Genomic DNA, 18,905 nt, shown 5'->3' with positions numbered 1-18,905 from the left:
ATATTTGATCTTTAATATGACAAAATTAAAAAATATAAAAGTTGTAGTAAGTGACCTAGACGGAACTTTACTCAACCTACAGCATAGAATATCAGATTACACCAAATCAATTTTTCAGGAACTTCACAATCAAAATTATCTTATTGTAGTAGCTACAGGACGTCATCATCTTGATGCCATGGCAATTATCGAAACTCTTGAAGTTCCGGTTTATTTGGTAAGCTCAAACGGAGCGAGAATACATTCACCTGAAAAAGAAAAACTTTTTGCTTTCAATTTAGATAGTGATGTTGTAAAAGCAGCATTAAATGTCGAAATCGATCCTGAAATCACAGTAGTTTTATTCAAAGAAAATGTTTGGCAAACCAATAAATGGAGCGAGAAATTAAATGCTTTCCAGGCCGATTTAAAATACCATCCGGAATTGGTTGATTATAAAAATCTGCAAGATTTTGGAGCGATTAAAATTTTCTTTTCATGTGATAATCATGAAAAATTAGTAAAACTAAAAGATGATATTTTAGCCCATTCTTCAGAACATTTACATCATGCGTTTAGTTTACCAACCTGTCTGGAATTTATGGATAAATCTATAGATAAAGCAGTTGCGATTGAAAGAGTTCTTGAAAAACAAGGATTTACTCTCGATCAGGCGGTTTCTTTTGGTGATGGTTTCAATGATGTTCAAATGTTATCAGCATCAGGAAAAGGTTTAATTATGGGAAATGCGCCGGCTTTATTAAAAGAAACTTTACCAAAGTTAGAAGTGATTCAAACCAATGCAGAAGATGGCGTAGCACATTATATTGCTACAAAAATTTTGAATAAAGAATTAGCTTAAAGCTAATGAAAAACAAGTAGCAACAATATAAAATGTAATCTTGAAAAATCAGATTTTTAAACTTTTGATAAAATTAGGATCCTTGAAGAATAATCTTCAAGGATTTTTTTTGTTAAATGAATATTGTGTAAAGAATTTCGCAAGGAAATGATGAAAACATTTTTTTAATAATTTTCAAAGTGTATTTTTGTTTATCAAAAAAACGAATACCATGACAAAAAACATTTTTATCCTTGCCTTTTTAATTTTTTCTATTTCGGGCAGAAGCCAAACATTGAAATTAGAAGAAATAATGAAAGGAGAGTCTTTTATTGGAAATCAACCCACAAATGGACGCTGGTCTCTGGATGGTAAAAAAGTGTATTTTGAATGGAATCCCACAGATGATTTAGGTGCAAGTACTTATTCATGGCAAAAAGGAGCAGCAAAACCAGTTTTGGCTCAACCAAAAGAGGCTGCTTTTTCGAAACAGGATTTTAAAAGAAAACCAAATTCTGATGTTGTTTATTATACAGATAAAGGAGGTCTATATTCGTATACCATTAGCACAAAAGCGGTTAAGAAAATTATTCAGCAAAGTAACCCAATTTCAAATCTTGAATTAGGAAAAGACAATGCAATATTATTCTTTGAGCAAAATGATAATATCTTTAAATACAATATTAAAGAAGGAACAGTTCTTCAAATCACGAACTTTAACAAAGGTGTAAAAAAAGAAAAACTAGCAGATAAAGATTCTTTCTTAAAGACCCAACAAAAAGAATTATTCCAGTTTACTAGAGATGCAGCAGCTAAAAAACAATGGAATGTAGCTAAAGCCAAAGCTGTTAAATCTGATTTTGCAAAAGAATATTTTTATGGAAAAGATAATTTCTACAATCTAAAAGCGAATCCAAACGGAAATTTTGCCACTTTTAGTTTAGTAGAAGAATCTGACGTAAAAAAAGAAAAAATGGAAGTTTTTATAACAGATGATGGTTATAATCAAACTCCTGATACCAAAGAAAAAGTATCAACGGCTAATTTTGTAAAAACGAAATTCGGAATTTATTCTGTAGCAAAAGATACCGTTTACTTCGTGAATTTTTCTACTTTAAGCCATATTCAGGATACTCCTAAGTATTACGAATCGTATGAGAATTTAAAGAGCAAAGCCAAAGAAGATAAACTAATTACAAGTCAGGCCCCTGTGTATAACGAAGACGGATCTTTGGCAATTGTAGAGATTAGAAGTCAGGACAATAAAGACAGATGGCTGGCAAGTTTAAACCTTGAAAACGGTACATTTAAAGAAATCGAACATCAACATGATGATGCATGGATCGCTGGTCCCGGAATTCCGTCTTATTCTTTTGACTCTGGAGTTTTGGGTTTTCTTGCAGATAACGAAACGATTTATTTCCAGTCTGAAGCTACGGGATATTCGCATTTGTATACATATAATTTAAAATCGGGCAAGAAAACACAACTAACAACTGGGAATTGGGAAGTTCGCGATGTAACATTATCTAAAGATAAAAAAGCATTTTACTTAACTACCAATACAACGCATCCTGGAAATAGAAATTTCTATAAATTAGCAGCAACAGGTGGGGCTTTAGAACCAATTTTAACAAAAGACGGAGCGCACGAAGTAGTAGTTTCTCCAGATGAAAAATCGCTTTTAGTTCGTTATTCGTATAAAAACATTCCATGGGATTTTTATATTGCCGACAATAAAAAGAATACGACTTTACAGCAAATATCATCTTCAGTATCAGAAAGTTTCAAAAACTATAAATGGAGAGAACCGGAAGTGATTACGTTTAAAGCACAAGACGGAACGCCTGTAAACGCGCGATTGTATGCTCCAAAAGCCGAAAACGCCAATAAAGCTGCTGTAATTTTTGTTCACGGCGCAGGTTATTTGCAAAATGCGCACAATTACTGGAGCAACTATTACAGAGAATATATGTTTCATAACATGTTAACTGATTTAGGTTACACAGTTTTGGACATCGATTATAGAGGAAGTGATGGTTACGGACGTGATTTTAGAACCGGAATTTACCGTTTTATGGGAGGAAAAGATTTATCTGACCATCTTGACGGAAAAAAAAATTTAGTAGAGAAATACGGAATTGATGCCAATAGAGTAGGTATTTACGGAGGCTCGTACGGTGGATTTATTACTCTAATGGGAATGTTGACGACTCCTGGCGAATTTGCTTCGGGTGCAGCTTTGCGTTCTGTTACAGATTGGGCACATTATAATCACGGATATACTGGAAATATTTTAAATTTTCCGGAAACAGATCCTGAAGCTTACAAAAAAAGTTCTCCTATTTATTATGCAGATAATTTAAAAGGAAATCTGGTAATGTTACACGGAATGGTAGATGATAATGTTGAATATAAAGACATTGTACGTTTGTCACAACGTTTTATCGAATTACAAAAAAAGAACTGGAGCCTGGCTTCGTTCCCAGTTGAATCTCACGGCTTTAAAGAAACCTATTCCTGGATTGACGAATATAGCAGAATCCTGAATTTATTTAATTCGACACTTTTGAAACAATAGTTTTCAGTCTTGGTTTTCAGTCGCGACGTAAAACAGTGATAGAGTATTTTGAATACACCAGTAAAACTTTGTCAAAGTTCAAGCAAAGATTTTGAAAGTATACTGAGACTGCGACTGCAAACTAAGACCGTAAACTGAATACTTAAAAACTTGCTTGCTCTTTTAATTAGTTTTAAATTTGCATTCATAAAAAACAACACAACTAAGAATAATGAGCAATACAATCACAACTACAAATTTTAATTTTCCAGATCAGAAATCAGTTTACCGCGGAAAAGTTAGAGAAGTTTACAACATCAACGACCAACTTTTGGTAATGGTAGCAACAGACAGACTTTCGGCTTTTGACGTGGTTTTGCCAAAAGGTATTCCGTACAAAGGGCAAATCCTGAATCAGATTGCGACGCGATTTATGGAACTGACAGAAGATATTGTACCAAATTGGTTGATTGCGACTCCGGATCCTAACGTTGCTGTTGGGCATTTATGCGAACCTTTTAAAGTAGAAATGGTAATTCGCGGTTATCTTTCAGGACATGCTGCCCGCGAGTATGCTGTAGGAAGAAGACAAATTTGCGGTGTAACAATGGCAGAGGATCTAAAAGAAAATGATAAATTTCCTGAACCTATTATAACCCCAACTACAAAAGCAGATAATGGTTCTCATGATGAAGATATTTCTCGTGAAGATATTCTGGCTAAAGGAATTGTTACAGAGGAAGATTATATCGTATTAGAAAGATTTACTCGTGATTTGTTTCAGAGAGGTACTGAAATTGCTGCAGAACGCGGATTGATTTTAGTAGATACTAAATACGAATTTGGAAAAACAAAAGAAGGTGTTATTGTTTTAATTGATGAAATTCATACACCGGATTCTTCTCGTTATTTTTATGCAGATGGATATCAGGAAAGACAACAAAAAGGAGAAGAGCAAAAACAGTTATCTAAAGAATTCGTTCGTCGTTGGTTGATCGAAAATGGTTTTCAGGGTCAGGACGGACAACAAATTCCGGAAATGACAGATGCTTACATAGAATCAGTTTCTGAAAGATATATTGAGTTATATGAAAATATTTTGGGAGAGAAATTCGTTAAAGCAGATATTGCTAATATCGATCAGCGTATTGAGAAAAACGTAATTGAATACCTTGCAAATAAAGAATAATTTTTGGTTTAAGTACTTATTTAAGCCATAAGTTTATTAAAAAAAAATGCCTTGTTATAGTAATAGCAAGGCATTTTCTTTTGTGCAAAATTGATAAAAGGCAAAAAAAAGCAACACAAACCGTTTGATGATTATAGTAAAAGTTCATTTTAGAATAAAGGCTGTAGAGAAGTAAAGAGAAGTGCAATAAAGGGTTTGTCCGGGTTGCACTTTTTTTATTTATAATTTTTTTTTGCCTTTCAGTGTAACGTATTGGATTGTTTAGACGACTACTATAGTAATCAAAAAAAATTAAGAATGACATTTAAGCATTAATTTAATTTTTACATCAATCATATAATCATCAATCAACATGAAAAAATCAGTAATTATTCTAGGTATAGCCATTGCTATGTCTACACAGGCGTTAAAAGCATCGAATGCCAAGCTATTAGTAAAAGATCCAATCTCTTCTCCCGCTGATGAAGTATCGTCTCTACATTACGCCGTATGTGAAGGAGATATTGAAAAGGTTAAAAAATTAATTGAATACGGAACCAATGTAAATAAGTTGGTCAGAGATATGTCACCTTTGATGTTGGCAGCCCGTTTTAATAAATTTGAAATTATTAAAGTTTTATTGGCTAGCGGAGCTAATCCCCGAATTGAGAATGAAAAAGGTTTAAGAGCAATAAATTTCGCAGAGTACGCAAAAGCAACCGAATCTATCGCTATTTTGAAAAATGCAAAATAAGACTAAATAAAAAAGCATCAGTTATAACTGATGCTTTTTTATTTATTAGAGGTATAAATTATTTCTCTACTTTATCCTTTAGATTTTCAAGACCTTTTTGTAAATCGTTACCAATCATCTGATCCATTCTCATCATAGGCAGCATGATATTCATTGGGTAGGGGATAACGCCATTAATTCCCCATTTTACTTTGGTCTGATTTCCTGCAACAGTTTCTGTAGACATAAACCCAACCGCGGTATCTTCCATTGGTTTTTTGAAACGTAAAGCAAAATCAATACGTTTTCCTTCGGTTATGTTTGTAATTTCCTGCTCGCCAACACCAACTTCTTTTACTTCACTTTCCCAGGCAGATTTAGAACCAACAGCTCCATCAGTTCCACTGTAAGTTACTTTCATTTTCGGATCAGTATTAGCCCAAACACTAAATTCGTTTTGATTCTTTAGAGATCTTACATAATTAAAAACACTGTCAGCAGGTTTATCAATGGTGATTTCTCTTTCTATAGTATAATTTTTAGGCATAATATAAGCCGCAATTAATACAATCGCTATAATCAGAATCAGGATTACCAGAATTTTTTTGATGATTCCCATAATTTGTGGTTTTTAGGGTTAGTACATGTTTTTTGTTATGGATATAAGGGTAATATACTTGTTTTAAAGGTGTTTAATTACAGTAAAGTTAAAAAAGTAAAGTTTTGAATTTGTGAAATTTCTATTTTTTTGATGATTTTTTGTTTAAATTTTAATTTCACTGTAACGTTTTTGATTTATCTGCGTCTATTATACAGAAGCTAGAAAGAGATAACGTAAACTTTAAGCTTAAACGACATTTGTTATCCAAACGTTAAGAATTAGTTAAAACATAGTACTTTGTTATGCATAATACGGTAATTAGCATTACATTTACATAGAATTTAAAAATCATCATTAATCAATCAATAATTAACAATCAATCATTATGAAAAATTCAATCATTTATTTAGGAGTAGCTCTAGTTGCATTTGCAAATGTTTCAATGGCATCAAATCAAACATCATTTGTACAACCACAAATGGAAATCGTACACAGTTTCTCAACTCCACTAAATGTGGCAGTAGGTAAAGGAGATCTTGAATTTGTTAAAAAATTAATAGAATACGGAGCTGACGTAAATGAAATTTCAGAAAATCTGTCCCCTTTGATGATAGCTGCACGCTATAACAAAGTAGAGATTCTAAAAGTTTTATTAGCCAACGGAGCAAAAGCATCTGTTAGAAATGAAAAAGGGTTTACAGCTCTGAAATATGCAGAATTATCAAATGCAACAGAAGCTATTGCCATTTTAAAAGATTTAAAATAAAAGTTTAAATCGAGTTTTGAGTTAGTATATAAAAACGACCTTCATTGAGCAGTAGGTCGTTTTTTTTATTGGATTATTTTTAGCCCCGATGCAAGAGAAAATCCTTTTTTCCGCCGCGGCGGAAAAAAGATTTGGAAGGAAAGCGGAAATAGCTCCTAAAAAACAGAATACTCTTAAAAGTCTATTTTTTGAATTTGCTTATCTTGTATTTTCGAAAACAGAATCAATCCTGTAATTGCCCCAATCGTTGCAAATAACATATCAGATTGCGTATCCCAGACATAACCCTGAGTTCCTAAAAATGCATCGCCGCCATCTCCAGTTGCTATCGATACAAACCATTCAATAAATTCGTACGCTGCGCTTATAGCCAGACAAATGGAAACTATAATAAAGTTGAAGAAACTTTGATTGGCAATTACTTTTTTACGAATAAATAGTTCTCTTATAATCATTGCCGGAACCAAGCCCTGAGCAAAATGACCTACTTTATCATAATTATTTCTGCTTTGATGAAAAACTTCTTTAATGTAATCAAAAAACGGAACTTCGGCATACGTATAATGCCCTCCAATAAACAGAATAATACAGTGAATTAAAATTAGGGTATAGGTAAAATTGGTGAATCTGAATTTTTTAAAAGTAAAAGCTAAAATCACAAAGCCAATAATTGCTGGAATTACTTCAAGAAAGCAAGTAAATCCTTCTTTTGGATTTATGATCGAGGCGAGTAAAGAGAGAAAGAAAATGGTAATCAAAAAATAGATGTATTTCATAAAATGGGCTTATATTAAAATTTTTGGTGCAAGATATAAACTAAAACTTGTTAAAATTAAAAAAAGCACCATTAAAAATAATGATGCTTTTTTTCTTTCAAACCTAATCAAATTAATTTAACTAATTAATCTATCTTCAATTTCTTTATTCGATGGGAATATGTTTTTTGCGGTTGAACACCCAAAATATAATCGGGAAAACCAAAAGGGTTAAAACGGTGGCCGTAATTAGTCCTCCGATAATAACAATTGCTAGTGGTTTTTGAGACTCAGAACCAATTCCGGTTGAAATTGCTGCAGGCATTAAACCTATAGAGGCCATAAGCGCGGTCATTACCACTGCTCTTGTTCTGGCTTTTACACCTCTGAATATCGATTCTTCGAGTGTGAACTTGGCTTTTAGATTATGATGAAATTCGGATATCAGAATAACTCCATTTTGAATACAAATTCCGAGCAGGGCAATAAAACCAACTCCTGCAGAGATTCCGAAATTCATTCGGGTAAGATGCAAAGCAATAATTCCCCCAATAATCGCAAAAGGAACATTAGCCAAAACAAGCAACGAATCCTTGATATTTCCGAATAAAATAAACAAGAGAACAAATATCCCAATTAAACTGATAGGAACCACCTGAGCCAAACGCGCACTGGCACGAACCTGGTTTTCAAATTCTCCTGTCCATCCTACAGTATAACCGGTTGGAAGTTTCATTTTAGCTACTTTTGCCTGCGCTTCTGCAATGGTACTTCCTAAATCACGATCACGAACAGAGAATTTTACCCCGATAAAACGTTTGGTGTTATCTCTGTAAATAAAAGCGGGACCTGTTATGGTTTTTAAATCTGAAATTTCTTTTAATGGAATTTTAATTCCGCTAATGGTTGGAACTTTAAGTTCTGCAATATCAGTTTCATCTTTACGATATTCTTTAGAAAAACGAACTCTGACATCAAACTTTTTATCGTCTTCATATTTCTCCGTTGCTGTTTTTCCTCCAAAAGCTAATTCTAAAACAGCCTGTGCATCACTTAATGTTACTCCGTAAGCCGCCATTTTATCTCTGTCAAGCACAACACTTATTTCAGGCTGACCAACATTTCTTAGAATTCCGGCATCTTTTATACCCGGAATATTTTTTATCTGAGCTAAAACTTCATTTGACAATTCATCTAATTTATCCAGATCATCTCCATAAATCTTAACAGCATTTGAGGCTTTAAAACCTGCCACAGATTCGGCTACGTTATCAATTACGGGTTGCGAATAATTATAGGTGATTCCCTGATGAACACGTAGTTTTTCATCCATTTCATTGATTAAATCATCCATACTAATTTTTCGCTTCCATTCTGATTTTGGTTTTAAATCAACCTGAAGTTGTATAAAACCAAATCCATTAGGATCCGTTCCGTCATTACTTCGTCCGGTTTGTGATAAAACATTTTTTACTTCAGGAAAACTTTCCAGATCTTTTCTAATTATTGCAGCCGTTTTTACACTTTCAGGCAATGAAGTACTCATAGGTAATTCTGCTGTAACCCATAAAGCACCTTCGTTTAATTGTGGCAAAAACTCTGTTCCTAAAAACGTCGCCGAAAAGAAAACCACGACCAAAAGTGAGATGGAACCAATAAGGGTTTGTACTTTATGTTTAAAAGTCCAGGCAAAACTTTTGCCTACAATTCGATCCCAGAAATTAACAAACGGATTGTTTTTTTCTTTTACATTTTTATTTAAAAGGATATGAGATAAAACAGGAACTAAAGTCAGGGTAAAAAGTAATGCACCCATTAAAGCAAAACCTAATGTATAGGCCAGGGGAGAGAACATTTTTCCTTCGACTTTCTGGAATGAGAATATGGGTAATAAAGCGGTAATAATAATCAATTTAGAAAAGAAGATGGCTTTCCCCATTTCGGCTCCGGTTTTCTTAATTAAACTTCCTTTGGCAATTTTATTATATGCTGTCATTCCTAATTGATGCGCCCTATGATCTAAGACGACAAATAATCCTTCGACCATTACCACGGCACCATCAATAATAATCCCGAAATCGACCGCACCTAAACTCAGTAAGTTAGCGCTCATTCCCATCATTTTAAGGCACAAAAAGGCGAATAATAAAGAGAGCGGAATCACAATCGAAACCGTAAAGGTAGTCCTCCAGTCGGCCATGAAAAGAAATACAACACAAGTAACCAGAATAATACCTTCGAATAAGTTGTGCATTACAGTTTCGGTCGTGAAATTCATTAAATTATCACGATCGTAAAAAGTCACTAATTTGATGTCTTTTGGAAGAACATTATCGTTCAGGTCCTTTATTTTTGCTTTAATTAATGCCAGGGTTTCCTGAGGATTTTCGCCTTTTCGCATCACGATGATACCCTCGACAACATCATCATTCTTACCTAATCCGGTTTGTCCAACTCTCGGCATGGCGCTTTCATAAACCGAAGCCAGGTTTTTTACTAAAATAGGATTTCCGTTTGCATCATCAACAATAATGTTTTCTATATCCTGAATCGATTTTAAAAGCCCAACCCCGCGAACAACAAAGGCCTGACCGTTTTTTTCTATGATATCTCCACCAACATTTAAGTTTCCTCCGTTTACAGCATTATAAACCTGAAGAGGTGTAATATTGTATTTTGCCAATTTTATCGGGTCAACACCAACTTCATACGTTTTGGTTTGCCCTCCAAAAACATTCAAATCTGCAACACCGGGAACAGAACGAAGCTGTTTGTCGATCACCCAGTTTTGGTAAGTTAATAACTCCCTACTATCCCTGCTGTCACTTTTTACAATATATCTGAAAATCTCACCCGTAGGCCCGTAAGGCGGCTGAACATCTGGTTCGACATCATCGGGAAGCGAGACATTTTTTAATAAATTATTGACCTGCAAACGGGCAAAAGTATCATCGACACCATCATCAAAAATAATTTTGATAACCGATAAACCAAACATCGTAATACTACGAACGCTTGTCTTTTTTTGAACCGAGTTCATCGAGATCTCGATAGGCGAGGTTACAAAACGTTCTACTTCTTCGGCACTTTTTCCGTTCCATTGCGTAATGATGATGATTTGAGTATTCGTTACATCCGGAAATGCGTCAATAGGCATATTTTTGAAAGAAATAAACCCGGCTACTGCCAATAATCCTACCCAGAAAAAGGTAAACGCTTTATTCTTAAGCGAAAAAGCAATAATATTTCTTATGAATTTGTTCATTTTAAAAAGTATTTTTAATGATGAATTTTTATTTTTTAAATTATATTTTCATTTTAAGCTTAGAACTCTGTATGGAAGCGTAATGCAAAAAACTGAACAGGACCTCTGTCTTTGTTATAAGCGGGATTCATTGCAAATTGGTAATCCGGAGAAAGTGTGATATGGGTTTTTGGAACCAAAAACGAATAGAAAACTTCTACGATTTGTTCTATTCCATAATTTAAAGTGCCGTCACCAATCATAAAACCATTTCCGCCCAATTTTTGATATTCTTCATGCGGATTTGATAATCCATTGGCAACAACTGCAATACCGGCAAAATCATCTTTACGGTTCCACATTTTTCCTTTTAGATTAATACCTAATTGTGCAGACCGGTCAATTTCTGTAAAGGCCCAGGTTTCATTTTTACCGTCATTGTAACTCATTCTTGCAAAAAGTCCCCAATTATCACCATGTGTATAATCCATATTCAAACCAATACCGTATTTTGTTCTGCCTTCTTGTCTGGTACTTTTGATATCAGGAGTGGTTACAAAATTTGAATTGGCTTCATCGTAGTTTCCCATTCCTGCTACATTTCGAAATCCTAGTAACTTAATAATGCTGGTGTCATTATTTGCAAAAACTATTTTCTTCTCAATTTCTATGTTTATCGCATTAGAGTCATTAAAACTAAATTCAACATTTGGACCATTTGCATACGTTGGTAAAGCCGATAACGCAGCTCTTACCTGCCAGGTGTCAAATTGATAATTTGCGTATAATCCATCGGTATATCCGCGGGTGTTTGCAGCATAATCCCAGGCTCCGTGGGTCATCAAAGACCAATTCAAAAACTGTAGTCTTGGATCGTGCGAATAATTATTATTATCGAAATAATCAGATAATCCGAATTTTCCAAAAACCAATTGCAATGATTTGTTATTTCGGAACTGAAATTTTTGTTCCAATAGCATTCTTGCTACATACACAACAGGCTTGGTATCTCCAATTCTAAAGGTTTCTCCGTTAGGAAATCCACCTAATCCTCTGGCTTGAGACAAACCCTGACCGCCTGACATTTCAGGATTAGAAGTTGCAGTCGCCCCTTTCCAGAGCGGAAGATCGAAATACAAAGTTGATGTTAATGACAAAGCGCTTTCTTCTTTGGGATTCATACTATTTGTTCCGGAATAATCACCATGAAAACCTGGGTGATACTGATAGATAGACGTCATTTGAAATTTTAGACTATATTTTCGTATCGAATCTGTTTCTTGTGAAAATGACAGCACTGAAATAAACAACGTTGCAAAACTCAATATGCTTGCAGATTTTCCCATGTAATTATTCGTTTAAAGCGCGGTAAATAAATAACTGATTATTGGTAATTACTTTTTCATTTTCTTTTAAACCTTTAGAAATATAGGTTATATCACCAACGACTCTGTAAACATCTACTTGTCTTGTTTCGATGTTATTACGATCTTTAAAAATCATAACAAAGTTTTTACTTTTATCAAAAACAATGGCCTTACTAGGTACGGCTATCATAGACTCTCCTTCGCTGTAAGATAGTTTGATATTGGCATTCATATCCGGTTTTAGCATATAGCCAGGATTCTGTAATTTTATACGTGCCTGCATTGCTTTAGTTTCCGGATCAATAACGTTGAAGATTTTATCTACTTTTCCTTTAAAAACTTTATCAGGGTAACTTAATGTGGTAACATCAGCATCAATACCCAATTTTACTTTATTAATGTCAATTTCATTGATATTGGCTAAAGCCCAAACTTCACTGATCTCAGCAATATCAAAAATGTTTTCAGAACGATCGTTTCGTAAAAGCATATCCTGATTGATGCTTTTTTGAATAATAAAACCACTAATCGGGGCCGTTACTTCATAAATAGAACCCGCCTTGATGTTGTAGATTTTATATGTTTCCTGAACTTTACTTAATTGCGATTGGGCCTTATTTACTTCAGATTTTGCCTGAAGAACATCGCTCTCAGAATTTAATTTTCCGTCGAATAATTCCTGAGCCACTTTTAATTGGTTTTTAGCCACCAATAGATCGTTTTTAGCATCGATAGATTGTTTTTCAAAATCAGCAATATCGGTACTTTTTATCGTAGCCAGTACTTGCCCTTTACGTACATAATCTCCAAGTTCTACATTTACTTTGATTACATTTCCACCAACAAGCGGGTAAACGTCGATCATTTTATTATTATCAGCTGTGATTTTTCCGTAAAAGCTCAAAACGTTTTTTACAGGCTGTGTTTGCGCTTCGGCTGTAGTGGTAGTCTTTAGCATCGAATCGCTTAAAGCAAAAGAGGTATTGGTATCAGGATTTTCTACTTCCTTTTTGCAGCTTGCGATTGATAAACTCACAAGAGCAATTCCTATAATTAGTTTATATTTCATTTTGTTTAGTTTTAGAATAAGTCTTTGTTGATGGTACTATTTAATTCTTCGCCCGAAAGCACTACTTTTTTCTTTAATTCATTTACCAGAATAGAAGCCTGATTGTAGCTTTCCATAAAATCAGTAAATTCTAATAAACTGATATTTCGTTTCTGAAAGTTGGTCAGGATTCCGTTGTACACAGCTTCAAAGTCTGAATTAACAGTAGGTTTTATCACAATATAGTTTTTACGGGATTCATCCCATTTGTTCCATGCTGATGTAATTTCAGTTTGTAATTGCAAGTCAAAATTTTGCTTCTCAATTTTTGATTGTTCTAAAATCGTTTGTGCATATTTAATATTTCCTCTGTTTTTATTCCAAAGAGGTAACGGAATTCCAAGAGTCAAGTTAGCTTCTTTATTAAAAGCTCCACTTCGTTGATCATAATTGGCCCCAAGAGTAAGATCCGGAATCGAAAGAGATTTTTGCCATTTTACATTGATTTCGTTTGATTCAATATCCTTTTGCTTGGCTAAATAATCCGGACGATTGGCAATTGCTTCATCCTGAAACGTTTTAAGGTCAAACGGAATTGTTACGAGGTATTTATTAAATTCCTCTTTAGAGATATCAGGAACAATGTTTTCAGCTGAATTCAATAATAGTTTTAAGTTGGCTTGTTCTTCTATATTTTCATTGACAACTTCCATGCGCTCATTTTTAAAATTCAAATAAAGCGATTGTAAACGAACAAGATCTCTTAAAGGAATATTTCCCTTTTGTACCTGAACAGAATAAGAGTTGATCAAATCTTCGATATGAGCAAGCTGATTGTCAGTAGTTTCGAGACTTTTTTTGTTGTAATACACCGTAAAAAAACTCTTTCTTAATTGCAGTTTTAACGTCCTTAATAAATCATTAAACTGTAGCTCTGCTAATTTTTCATTGGTTTGAGCCAGTTTTATTTCGTTACGTTTTTTTCCGCCTAAATAAATTAGTTGCTCAATACCAAATGCTTTTTGACCTTGTTTACCAATATCAAAATATTGATTCCTTTCAGGATTGTAAGCATTCAGTTCTGCTGTAAGTGTGGGATTGTCCCAAATTCGGGACTGAATTGTTAGTGCTTTTGATGCATCGATATTATATTGCGATGCCAACAAAAAAAGATTGTTTTTAAGAAATTGGCTTTCACAGTCTTGAAGGGTGACTGTTTTTTGAGCCAAAACTACCGGACCAAAAAGTACAAGTAGGAATGCACAGAGTTTTCTCATTGTATTATTTTTAACTATACAAATATGCTATCACCAGACTTTAAGACTCCTTAAAATCTACCTTAAAAATACCTTAAAATAATTTAAAAATGAAAAAATAACTGAAATAAATTCGTGTTAATGTCTGTAATTATGTAAGTTATGGTTGCCTTGTGCAATGTTAAGATGCGTTGCACAATACGCAAACCAAGGCCAAATCCTGAAGTTCCCTTTGAATTTTCGCCACGCATAAAAGGCTGAAAAAGGATTTTTTGTTCATTTTCGTTTAGCGTGTCTCCGGTGTTAGAAATAGAAATGATTAAGGTATCATCCTGAGTACTAATAATAACTTTTGCTTGTTTGTTATCAGAGTAAACACAAGCATTTTTAAGCACGTTACTTATAGCAATTTCCAATAAGTTTTTATTGCCTTGTATTTCTAAAGCAGTATCCATATTGTCGCTTTCTTCTATTTCGAACAAAATTAAAAACTCAGGATAGCTTTTATTTAAATTCTCTATAGCAGAAAATAATATTTCATCCATACGATGAACTTCATTATTTTCATGTTTTTTATTGTCTATTTTAGATAAAATCAATAATGAATTAATTAATTCAGTTAATTGATTTACGTCAGACAAAATATTTCTTAAGAAACTCTTTCTCTCAATGCTTGTATTAGTGTCAGCGATTACATTTTCTATTTGCGATGTAATTCTGGATAGGGGAGTTCTAAGTTCATGAGAAGCATGTGCGGTAAATTCTTTCTGTCTTTGGTAAGAGATTTCGATCCTGTCCATCATAAAATTGAATTCGTTCGCAATCAAATCAATTTCATCTTTATTGCTTTTAGATTCTACACGAGTATCAAGATTATTCTCGTTTATATTCTTTATTTTCTGATGAAAAGTATTTAGCGGACTCATTATTTTTTTAACCGTAATCGAGGTAATTATCCAGCAAATACATGTAAAGAGGATATAAGAAACTATGAGCGTATATCTTAGAAACAGCAACCTACGTTGACCAAAATTATCTGTGGCCGATATTAAAGCATAAAAATCCCTGTCTTTGGTATCGTAAAAAACACCATAAACCTCATAGTTTCCTTGTTTTTTAAAAAAGGTTTTGTGCTTTTTTAAATATTTTAAATCATCGATCGACCATTTAATTTTTGCATCATCAATACTACTATAGATAAGTTTGTAGTTAGAATCAAAAACCAGTGTTTTCTCATCGTATAGTTTATTGATCGAGTTTTGATCAATCATCTTCAAAAGCTGATTGTCGATTTCTTTTACATTTACAAGAAGTTTGATATTTGAGAGCGCTTTAATTTCAAGGCGATCTCTAAATTCGTCTTTCCGGAAATTAGAATATAAAACAAATATCAAAGTAGAAGCTAACCCAAAAAGGATTGTAAATAATAAACTTACTAAAAGTGATATTCGATTTTTTAATGTCATTCCTGATCGCTCAAATAATATCCGTAACCCACCTTGGTCCGGATAAGTTTTATTTCATGGTCCTTATCTATTTTTTTTCTCAAAAAATTAATATATACCTCAATCGTATTCTGATTCGTTTCGATATGATAATCCCAAAGTTTTTCGGCTATAAACTGTTTAGATAGCACTTTTCCTTTGGCATGAGCCAAAATCAAAATTAGTTTAAATTCCTTTGGAGTCAGTTTGATCTCTTCGCCTGAGCGAAAAATTTTCATATCATCTTCCAGAATTTCTAAATCGTTTATGATAATCTTGTTTTCACTTTGCTGCGGAATCTCTTTTCGTCTCAAAAGCGATGAAATGCGGGCATACAATTCTTCAAAATGAAAAGGCTTCACCAAATAATCGTCGGCACCATTATCAAAAGAAGATAATTTATCCTCGATATCACTAAAAGCAGTTAGCATAATGATTGGTGTTTTTTTATCAACTTCACGAATCCCTTTGCAAACCTCAATTCCGTTTGTACCGGGAACATTGATATCAAGAACAATTAAATCATAATTGTAAGGAAAATATTTTTTTAATAATAAACTACCATCATAATAAGGGAAACACTCGAATCCTTTTGTGGTAAAGAACGCTGAGATTTCTTTAGATAAAGTAAAATCGTCTTCGAGTAATAATATCTTCATGCAACTATTATATTTGCAAATTCGACTATTAAAAAAAATAACCGAATTTGCGTTTTTCAATCAGTTGTTATTAAAATAAGAAAAAGTTTCATTGTTTTCAATTTTCAGTAACGATTCATAAATCAACTGAATCACATTTTCTACATCTTCTCTATGAACCATTTCTACAGTTGTATGCATATAGCGCAAAGGCAAAGAAATCAATGCCGATGCCACACCGCCATTACTATAAGCAAAAGCATCAGTATCAGTTCCTGTAGCGCGAGAAGTTGCATGACGTTGAAACGGGATTTTATTCTCTTCGGCAGTATCCACAATCAAATCACGAAGTTTGTTTTGAACCGCAGGAGCATAAGCAATAACGGGACCTTTACCCATTTTAAGATCACCTTCAACCTTTTTATCAATCATAGGTGTAGTTGTGTCGTGGCAAACATCAGTTACAATAGCAACATTAGGTTTAATAGTCTGAGCGATCATTTCAGCACCACGCAAACCAATTTCCTCCTGAACAGAATTCACAATATATAATCCAAATGGAAGTGTTTTGTTGTTTTCCTTTAATAAACGAGCCACTTCGGCAATCATAAAACCACCCATTCTGTTATCAATAGCACGACAAACAAATTTGTTTTCGTTCAAAATCATAAATTCATCAGGATAAGTAATCACGCAGCCTACATGCACGCCCATTTCCAGAACCTGCTCTTTGGTCTCACAACCTAAATCAATAAAAATATTACTAATTTTCGGAGCCTCTTCCTTATCACGCAAACGCGTATGAATCGCCGGCCAGCCAAAAACACCCTTTACAATACCTTTTTTAGTATGAATGTGAACCCTTTTCGATGGAGCAATCTGGTGATCAGATCCACCATTTCTAATAACATATAATAATCCATCATCAGTAATGTAGTTCACATACCATGAAATTTCATCTGCATGTCCTTCAATAACCACCTTAAAAGGCGCATCAGGATTAATAACCCCCACAGCAGTTCCGTAAGTATCCGTAATAAAAGTGTCTACATAAGGTTTTAAATAATTCATCCAAAGTTTTTGCCCTTCGCTTTCATATCCGGTAGGCGAGGCGTTATTTAGGTAGCTTTCCAGGAAAGCAATCGAGGTATCTTTTAAGATAGATTCTGTGCTCATAAAAATATTTTTTTGCTAATTTATAAATTTGGTATTAGAGTTGTGTATAAATATATAATTTTACACTTAAATTATGATTCAATGAGATTCACCTACTGCATTTTATTCTTTATATTGATTTCGTTAACAAGTCAAGCTCAGGTTACACCCAAAGAAAACCAACAAATGGGTTACATCTTAACTGAGCAAGACTCCATTTTAAACGATACAATCCAATTGCCCGAGATTATTATTTCGAAAGAAAAACTCGATCCCGAAGCGCAAAAGCAATTTCTTATCCTTCAAAACAGGGTATATAAAGTATATCCCTACGCAAAACTAGCTGCAGATAGGTTAACAGCCCTTAATAGTGGAATGGCACGTTTGAAAACCAATCGTGAAAAGAAAAAGTACTTTAAAATAGTAGAAGACTACCTTAATAATGAATTCGAAGCAAGGCTTAAAAAGCTTTCCCGTAAACAAGGTCAAATTCTGGTTAAGCTTGTTCACAGACAAACCGGCATTACTACATACGAATTAATCAAAACCCTAAAAAGTGGTTTCAAAGCCTTTGTATCCAATACAACAGCCAATTTATTCGACATTAGCCTAAAAACCGAATACAAACCCTATGAAGTCAATGAAGATTATTTAATAGAAACCATTCTCCTCAGAGCATTTGAATCCGGCCGTTTAGTAAATCAAAAATCAGCCAATCCCGTAAACTACGATGATCTAATGAATCATTGGGAAGCAAAAGCAAAAACACTAAATAAAAAATAACCTTCCTAATATATAAGGTAAGATTTCAATCACCTAACCCGACAGTTTTCCAAAAGCTGTCGGGTTTATTTTTGCTAGCTATATATAAGAGTAGTTCTCAGTCCACAAAACGTGACAGGTTTTTAAAACCTCAAGGGTTTACTATGAATTCAGTTTAGAATTTGGAATTTTAAAAATTTTGTAATTTGAATAAGGAACCTAATCCCGCTATCCATTCCAATCTTTTGTGCTGAACCCCGGCACAAAGAGATTTCTACTACTATCGGGGCTAGGGGAGCAGCTTCCAAAAGAAATTCAGTGCAATAAAGAGACTGGCTTCAGAAGAAAACCAGCTCCCAAAATCAAAGCTTAGCGCCTTTGCGTCTTTGCGAGATTAATAAAGCAAGTCAAAATCCAGCTTTGTGTCTTATATAAGACTCACGGCAAACCAGAAAAACCAAGAAAAAACAAACCTTCGCGTCTTAGCGTCTTCGTGGTTCAACCACCCCAACCACCCCAACCACCCAAAACAGGCAAAACTCCAAAGC

15 protein-coding genes are annotated in these 18,905 nt (G+C 33.9%); 6 read left to right on the top strand and 9 right to left on the bottom strand.

All coding sequences use genetic code 11. The features are described from left to right. Nucleotides 1–16 precede the first annotated feature (16 nt). The 4 genes from IRZ78_RS22765 to IRZ78_RS22750 all read left to right on the top strand — a co-directional run bounded on the left by IRZ78_RS22765 (nt 17) and on the right by IRZ78_RS22750 (nt 5,302). Entirely contained in the window at nt 17–841 is an 825-nt protein-coding gene (locus IRZ78_RS22765; protein WP_194619266.1) for a Cof-type HAD-IIB family hydrolase, read from the top strand. Nucleotides 842–1,052: 211 nt separating this feature from the next. Beyond that, nucleotides 1,053–3,401 (top strand): prolyl oligopeptidase family serine peptidase, encoded by a 2,349-nt coding sequence (locus IRZ78_RS22760; RefSeq protein ID WP_194619264.1) that lies wholly within the window; start codon nt 1,053–1,055, stop codon nt 3,399–3,401. Nucleotides 3,402–3,612: 211 nt separating this feature from the next. After that, nucleotides 3,613–4,569: a phosphoribosylaminoimidazolesuccinocarboxamide synthase gene (locus IRZ78_RS22755; protein WP_194619262.1), complete on the top strand. Its 957-nt coding sequence runs from the start codon at nt 3,613–3,615 to the stop codon at nt 4,567–4,569. Between the two features lie 352 nt (nt 4,570–4,921). Beyond that, nucleotides 4,922–5,302 carry an ankyrin repeat domain-containing protein gene (locus tag IRZ78_RS22750; protein WP_194619260.1) on the top strand — a complete coding sequence of 127 codons (381 nt, stop codon included), beginning with the start codon at nt 4,922–4,924 and terminating at the stop codon, nt 5,300–5,302. A 58-nt stretch (nt 5,303–5,360) separates the two neighbouring features. On the opposite strand, the gene IRZ78_RS22745 is transcribed toward IRZ78_RS22750, so the two are convergent. Continuing rightward, nucleotides 5,361–5,900, bottom strand: coding sequence for an SRPBCC family protein (locus tag IRZ78_RS22745; RefSeq protein ID WP_194619258.1), 540 nt, complete (start codon nt 5,898–5,900; stop codon nt 5,361–5,363). 367 nt (nt 5,901–6,267) lie between these two features. Between IRZ78_RS22745 and IRZ78_RS22740 the strand changes: the two genes are divergently transcribed. Beyond that, the gene (locus IRZ78_RS22740; protein WP_194619256.1) at nt 6,268–6,648 is read left to right on the top strand and encodes an ankyrin repeat domain-containing protein; all 381 of its coding nucleotides are present in this window, start codon (nt 6,268–6,270) and stop codon (nt 6,646–6,648) included. A gap of 173 nt (nt 6,649–6,821) precedes the next feature. Here the strand turns inward: IRZ78_RS22740 and IRZ78_RS22735 are convergent, their stop codons facing one another. The 8 genes from IRZ78_RS22735 to IRZ78_RS22700 all read right to left on the bottom strand — a co-directional run bounded on the left by IRZ78_RS22735 (nt 6,822) and on the right by IRZ78_RS22700 (nt 17,616). Then, on the bottom strand, nt 6,822–7,424 hold the full coding sequence (locus IRZ78_RS22735) for a DUF2238 domain-containing protein (protein ID WP_194619254.1): 603 nt from the start codon (nt 7,422–7,424) through the stop codon (nt 6,822–6,824). 145 nt (nt 7,425–7,569) lie between these two features. Further along, nucleotides 7,570–10,668 (bottom strand): CusA/CzcA family heavy metal efflux RND transporter, encoded by a 3,099-nt coding sequence (locus IRZ78_RS22730; RefSeq protein WP_194619252.1) that lies wholly within the window; start codon nt 10,666–10,668, stop codon nt 7,570–7,572. Nucleotides 10,669–10,727: 59 nt separating this feature from the next. Beyond that, nucleotides 10,728–11,993, bottom strand: a complete 1,266-nt coding sequence (locus IRZ78_RS22725; protein WP_228520578.1) for a carbohydrate porin — start codon at nt 11,991–11,993, stop codon at nt 10,728–10,730. 4 nt (nt 11,994–11,997) lie between these two features. After that, complete coding sequence (locus IRZ78_RS22720) at nt 11,998–13,083, bottom strand: efflux RND transporter periplasmic adaptor subunit (protein WP_194619250.1); 1,086 nt, start codon at nt 13,081–13,083, stop codon at nt 11,998–12,000. Between the two features lie 11 nt (nt 13,084–13,094). Then, nucleotides 13,095–14,339 (bottom strand): TolC family protein, encoded by a 1,245-nt coding sequence (locus IRZ78_RS22715; protein WP_194619248.1) that lies wholly within the window; start codon nt 14,337–14,339, stop codon nt 13,095–13,097. 83 nt (nt 14,340–14,422) lie between these two features. Then, nucleotides 14,423–15,784: a HAMP domain-containing sensor histidine kinase gene (locus tag IRZ78_RS22710; protein WP_194619246.1), complete on the bottom strand. Its 1,362-nt coding sequence runs from the start codon at nt 15,782–15,784 to the stop codon at nt 14,423–14,425. Next, nucleotides 15,781–16,461: a response regulator transcription factor gene (locus IRZ78_RS22705; RefSeq protein ID WP_194619244.1), complete on the bottom strand. Its 681-nt coding sequence runs from the start codon at nt 16,459–16,461 to the stop codon at nt 15,781–15,783. The genes IRZ78_RS22710 and IRZ78_RS22705 overlap by 4 nt, the downstream gene beginning before the upstream one ends. A gap of 60 nt (nt 16,462–16,521) precedes the next feature. Further along, the gene (locus tag IRZ78_RS22700; RefSeq protein WP_194619242.1) at nt 16,522–17,616 is read right to left on the bottom strand and encodes a M42 family metallopeptidase; all 1,095 of its coding nucleotides are present in this window, start codon (nt 17,614–17,616) and stop codon (nt 16,522–16,524) included. 81 nt (nt 17,617–17,697) lie between these two features. Between IRZ78_RS22700 and IRZ78_RS22695 the strand changes: the two genes are divergently transcribed. Continuing rightward, nucleotides 17,698–18,378: a DUF4294 domain-containing protein gene (locus IRZ78_RS22695; RefSeq protein WP_194619240.1), complete on the top strand. Its 681-nt coding sequence runs from the start codon at nt 17,698–17,700 to the stop codon at nt 18,376–18,378. Nucleotides 18,379–18,905 lie beyond the last annotated feature (527 nt).

Origin of the sequence: Flavobacterium sp. CSZ, from assembly GCF_015350725.1 — a bacterium.
GTDB lineage: Bacteria > Bacteroidota > Bacteroidia > Flavobacteriales > Flavobacteriaceae > Flavobacterium.
Note: the sequence above shows the minus strand (reverse complement) of the source record. Positions and strands in the feature narration are given on the sequence as shown.

What these genes read in the sequence shown, in the direction of transcription:
- IRZ78_RS22765 (WP_194619266.1), top strand. Translation starts at nt 17, where the DNA reads ATGACAAAATTAAAAAATATAAAAGTTGTAGTAAGTGACCTAGACGGA.
- IRZ78_RS22755 (WP_194619262.1), top strand. Translation starts at nt 3,613, where the DNA reads ATGAGCAATACAATCACAACTACAAATTTTAATTTTCCAGATCAGAAA.
- IRZ78_RS22720 (WP_194619250.1), bottom strand. Translation starts at nt 13,083, where the DNA reads ATGAAATATAAACTAATTATAGGAATTGCTCTTGTGAGTTTATCAATC.
- IRZ78_RS22750 (WP_194619260.1), top strand. Translation starts at nt 4,922, where the DNA reads ATGAAAAAATCAGTAATTATTCTAGGTATAGCCATTGCTATGTCTACA.
- IRZ78_RS22695 (WP_194619240.1), top strand. Translation starts at nt 17,698, where the DNA reads ATGAGATTCACCTACTGCATTTTATTCTTTATATTGATTTCGTTAACA.
- IRZ78_RS22760 (WP_194619264.1), top strand. Translation starts at nt 1,053, where the DNA reads ATGACAAAAAACATTTTTATCCTTGCCTTTTTAATTTTTTCTATTTCG.
- IRZ78_RS22710 (WP_194619246.1), bottom strand. Translation starts at nt 15,784, where the DNA reads ATGACATTAAAAAATCGAATATCACTTTTAGTAAGTTTATTATTTACA.
- IRZ78_RS22740 (WP_194619256.1), top strand. Translation starts at nt 6,268, where the DNA reads ATGAAAAATTCAATCATTTATTTAGGAGTAGCTCTAGTTGCATTTGCA.
- IRZ78_RS22725 (WP_228520578.1), bottom strand. Translation starts at nt 11,993, where the DNA reads ATGGGAAAATCTGCAAGCATATTGAGTTTTGCAACGTTGTTTATTTCA.
- IRZ78_RS22735 (WP_194619254.1), bottom strand. Translation starts at nt 7,424, where the DNA reads ATGAAATACATCTATTTTTTGATTACCATTTTCTTTCTCTCTTTACTC.
- IRZ78_RS22745 (WP_194619258.1), bottom strand. Translation starts at nt 5,900, where the DNA reads ATGGGAATCATCAAAAAAATTCTGGTAATCCTGATTCTGATTATAGCG.
- IRZ78_RS22705 (WP_194619244.1), bottom strand. Translation starts at nt 16,461, where the DNA reads ATGAAGATATTATTACTCGAAGACGATTTTACTTTATCTAAAGAAATC.
- IRZ78_RS22730 (WP_194619252.1), bottom strand. Translation starts at nt 10,668, where the DNA reads ATGAACAAATTCATAAGAAATATTATTGCTTTTTCGCTTAAGAATAAA.
- IRZ78_RS22715 (WP_194619248.1), bottom strand. Translation starts at nt 14,339, where the DNA reads ATGAGAAAACTCTGTGCATTCCTACTTGTACTTTTTGGTCCGGTAGTT.
- IRZ78_RS22700 (WP_194619242.1), bottom strand. Translation starts at nt 17,616, where the DNA reads ATGAGCACAGAATCTATCTTAAAAGATACCTCGATTGCTTTCCTGGAA.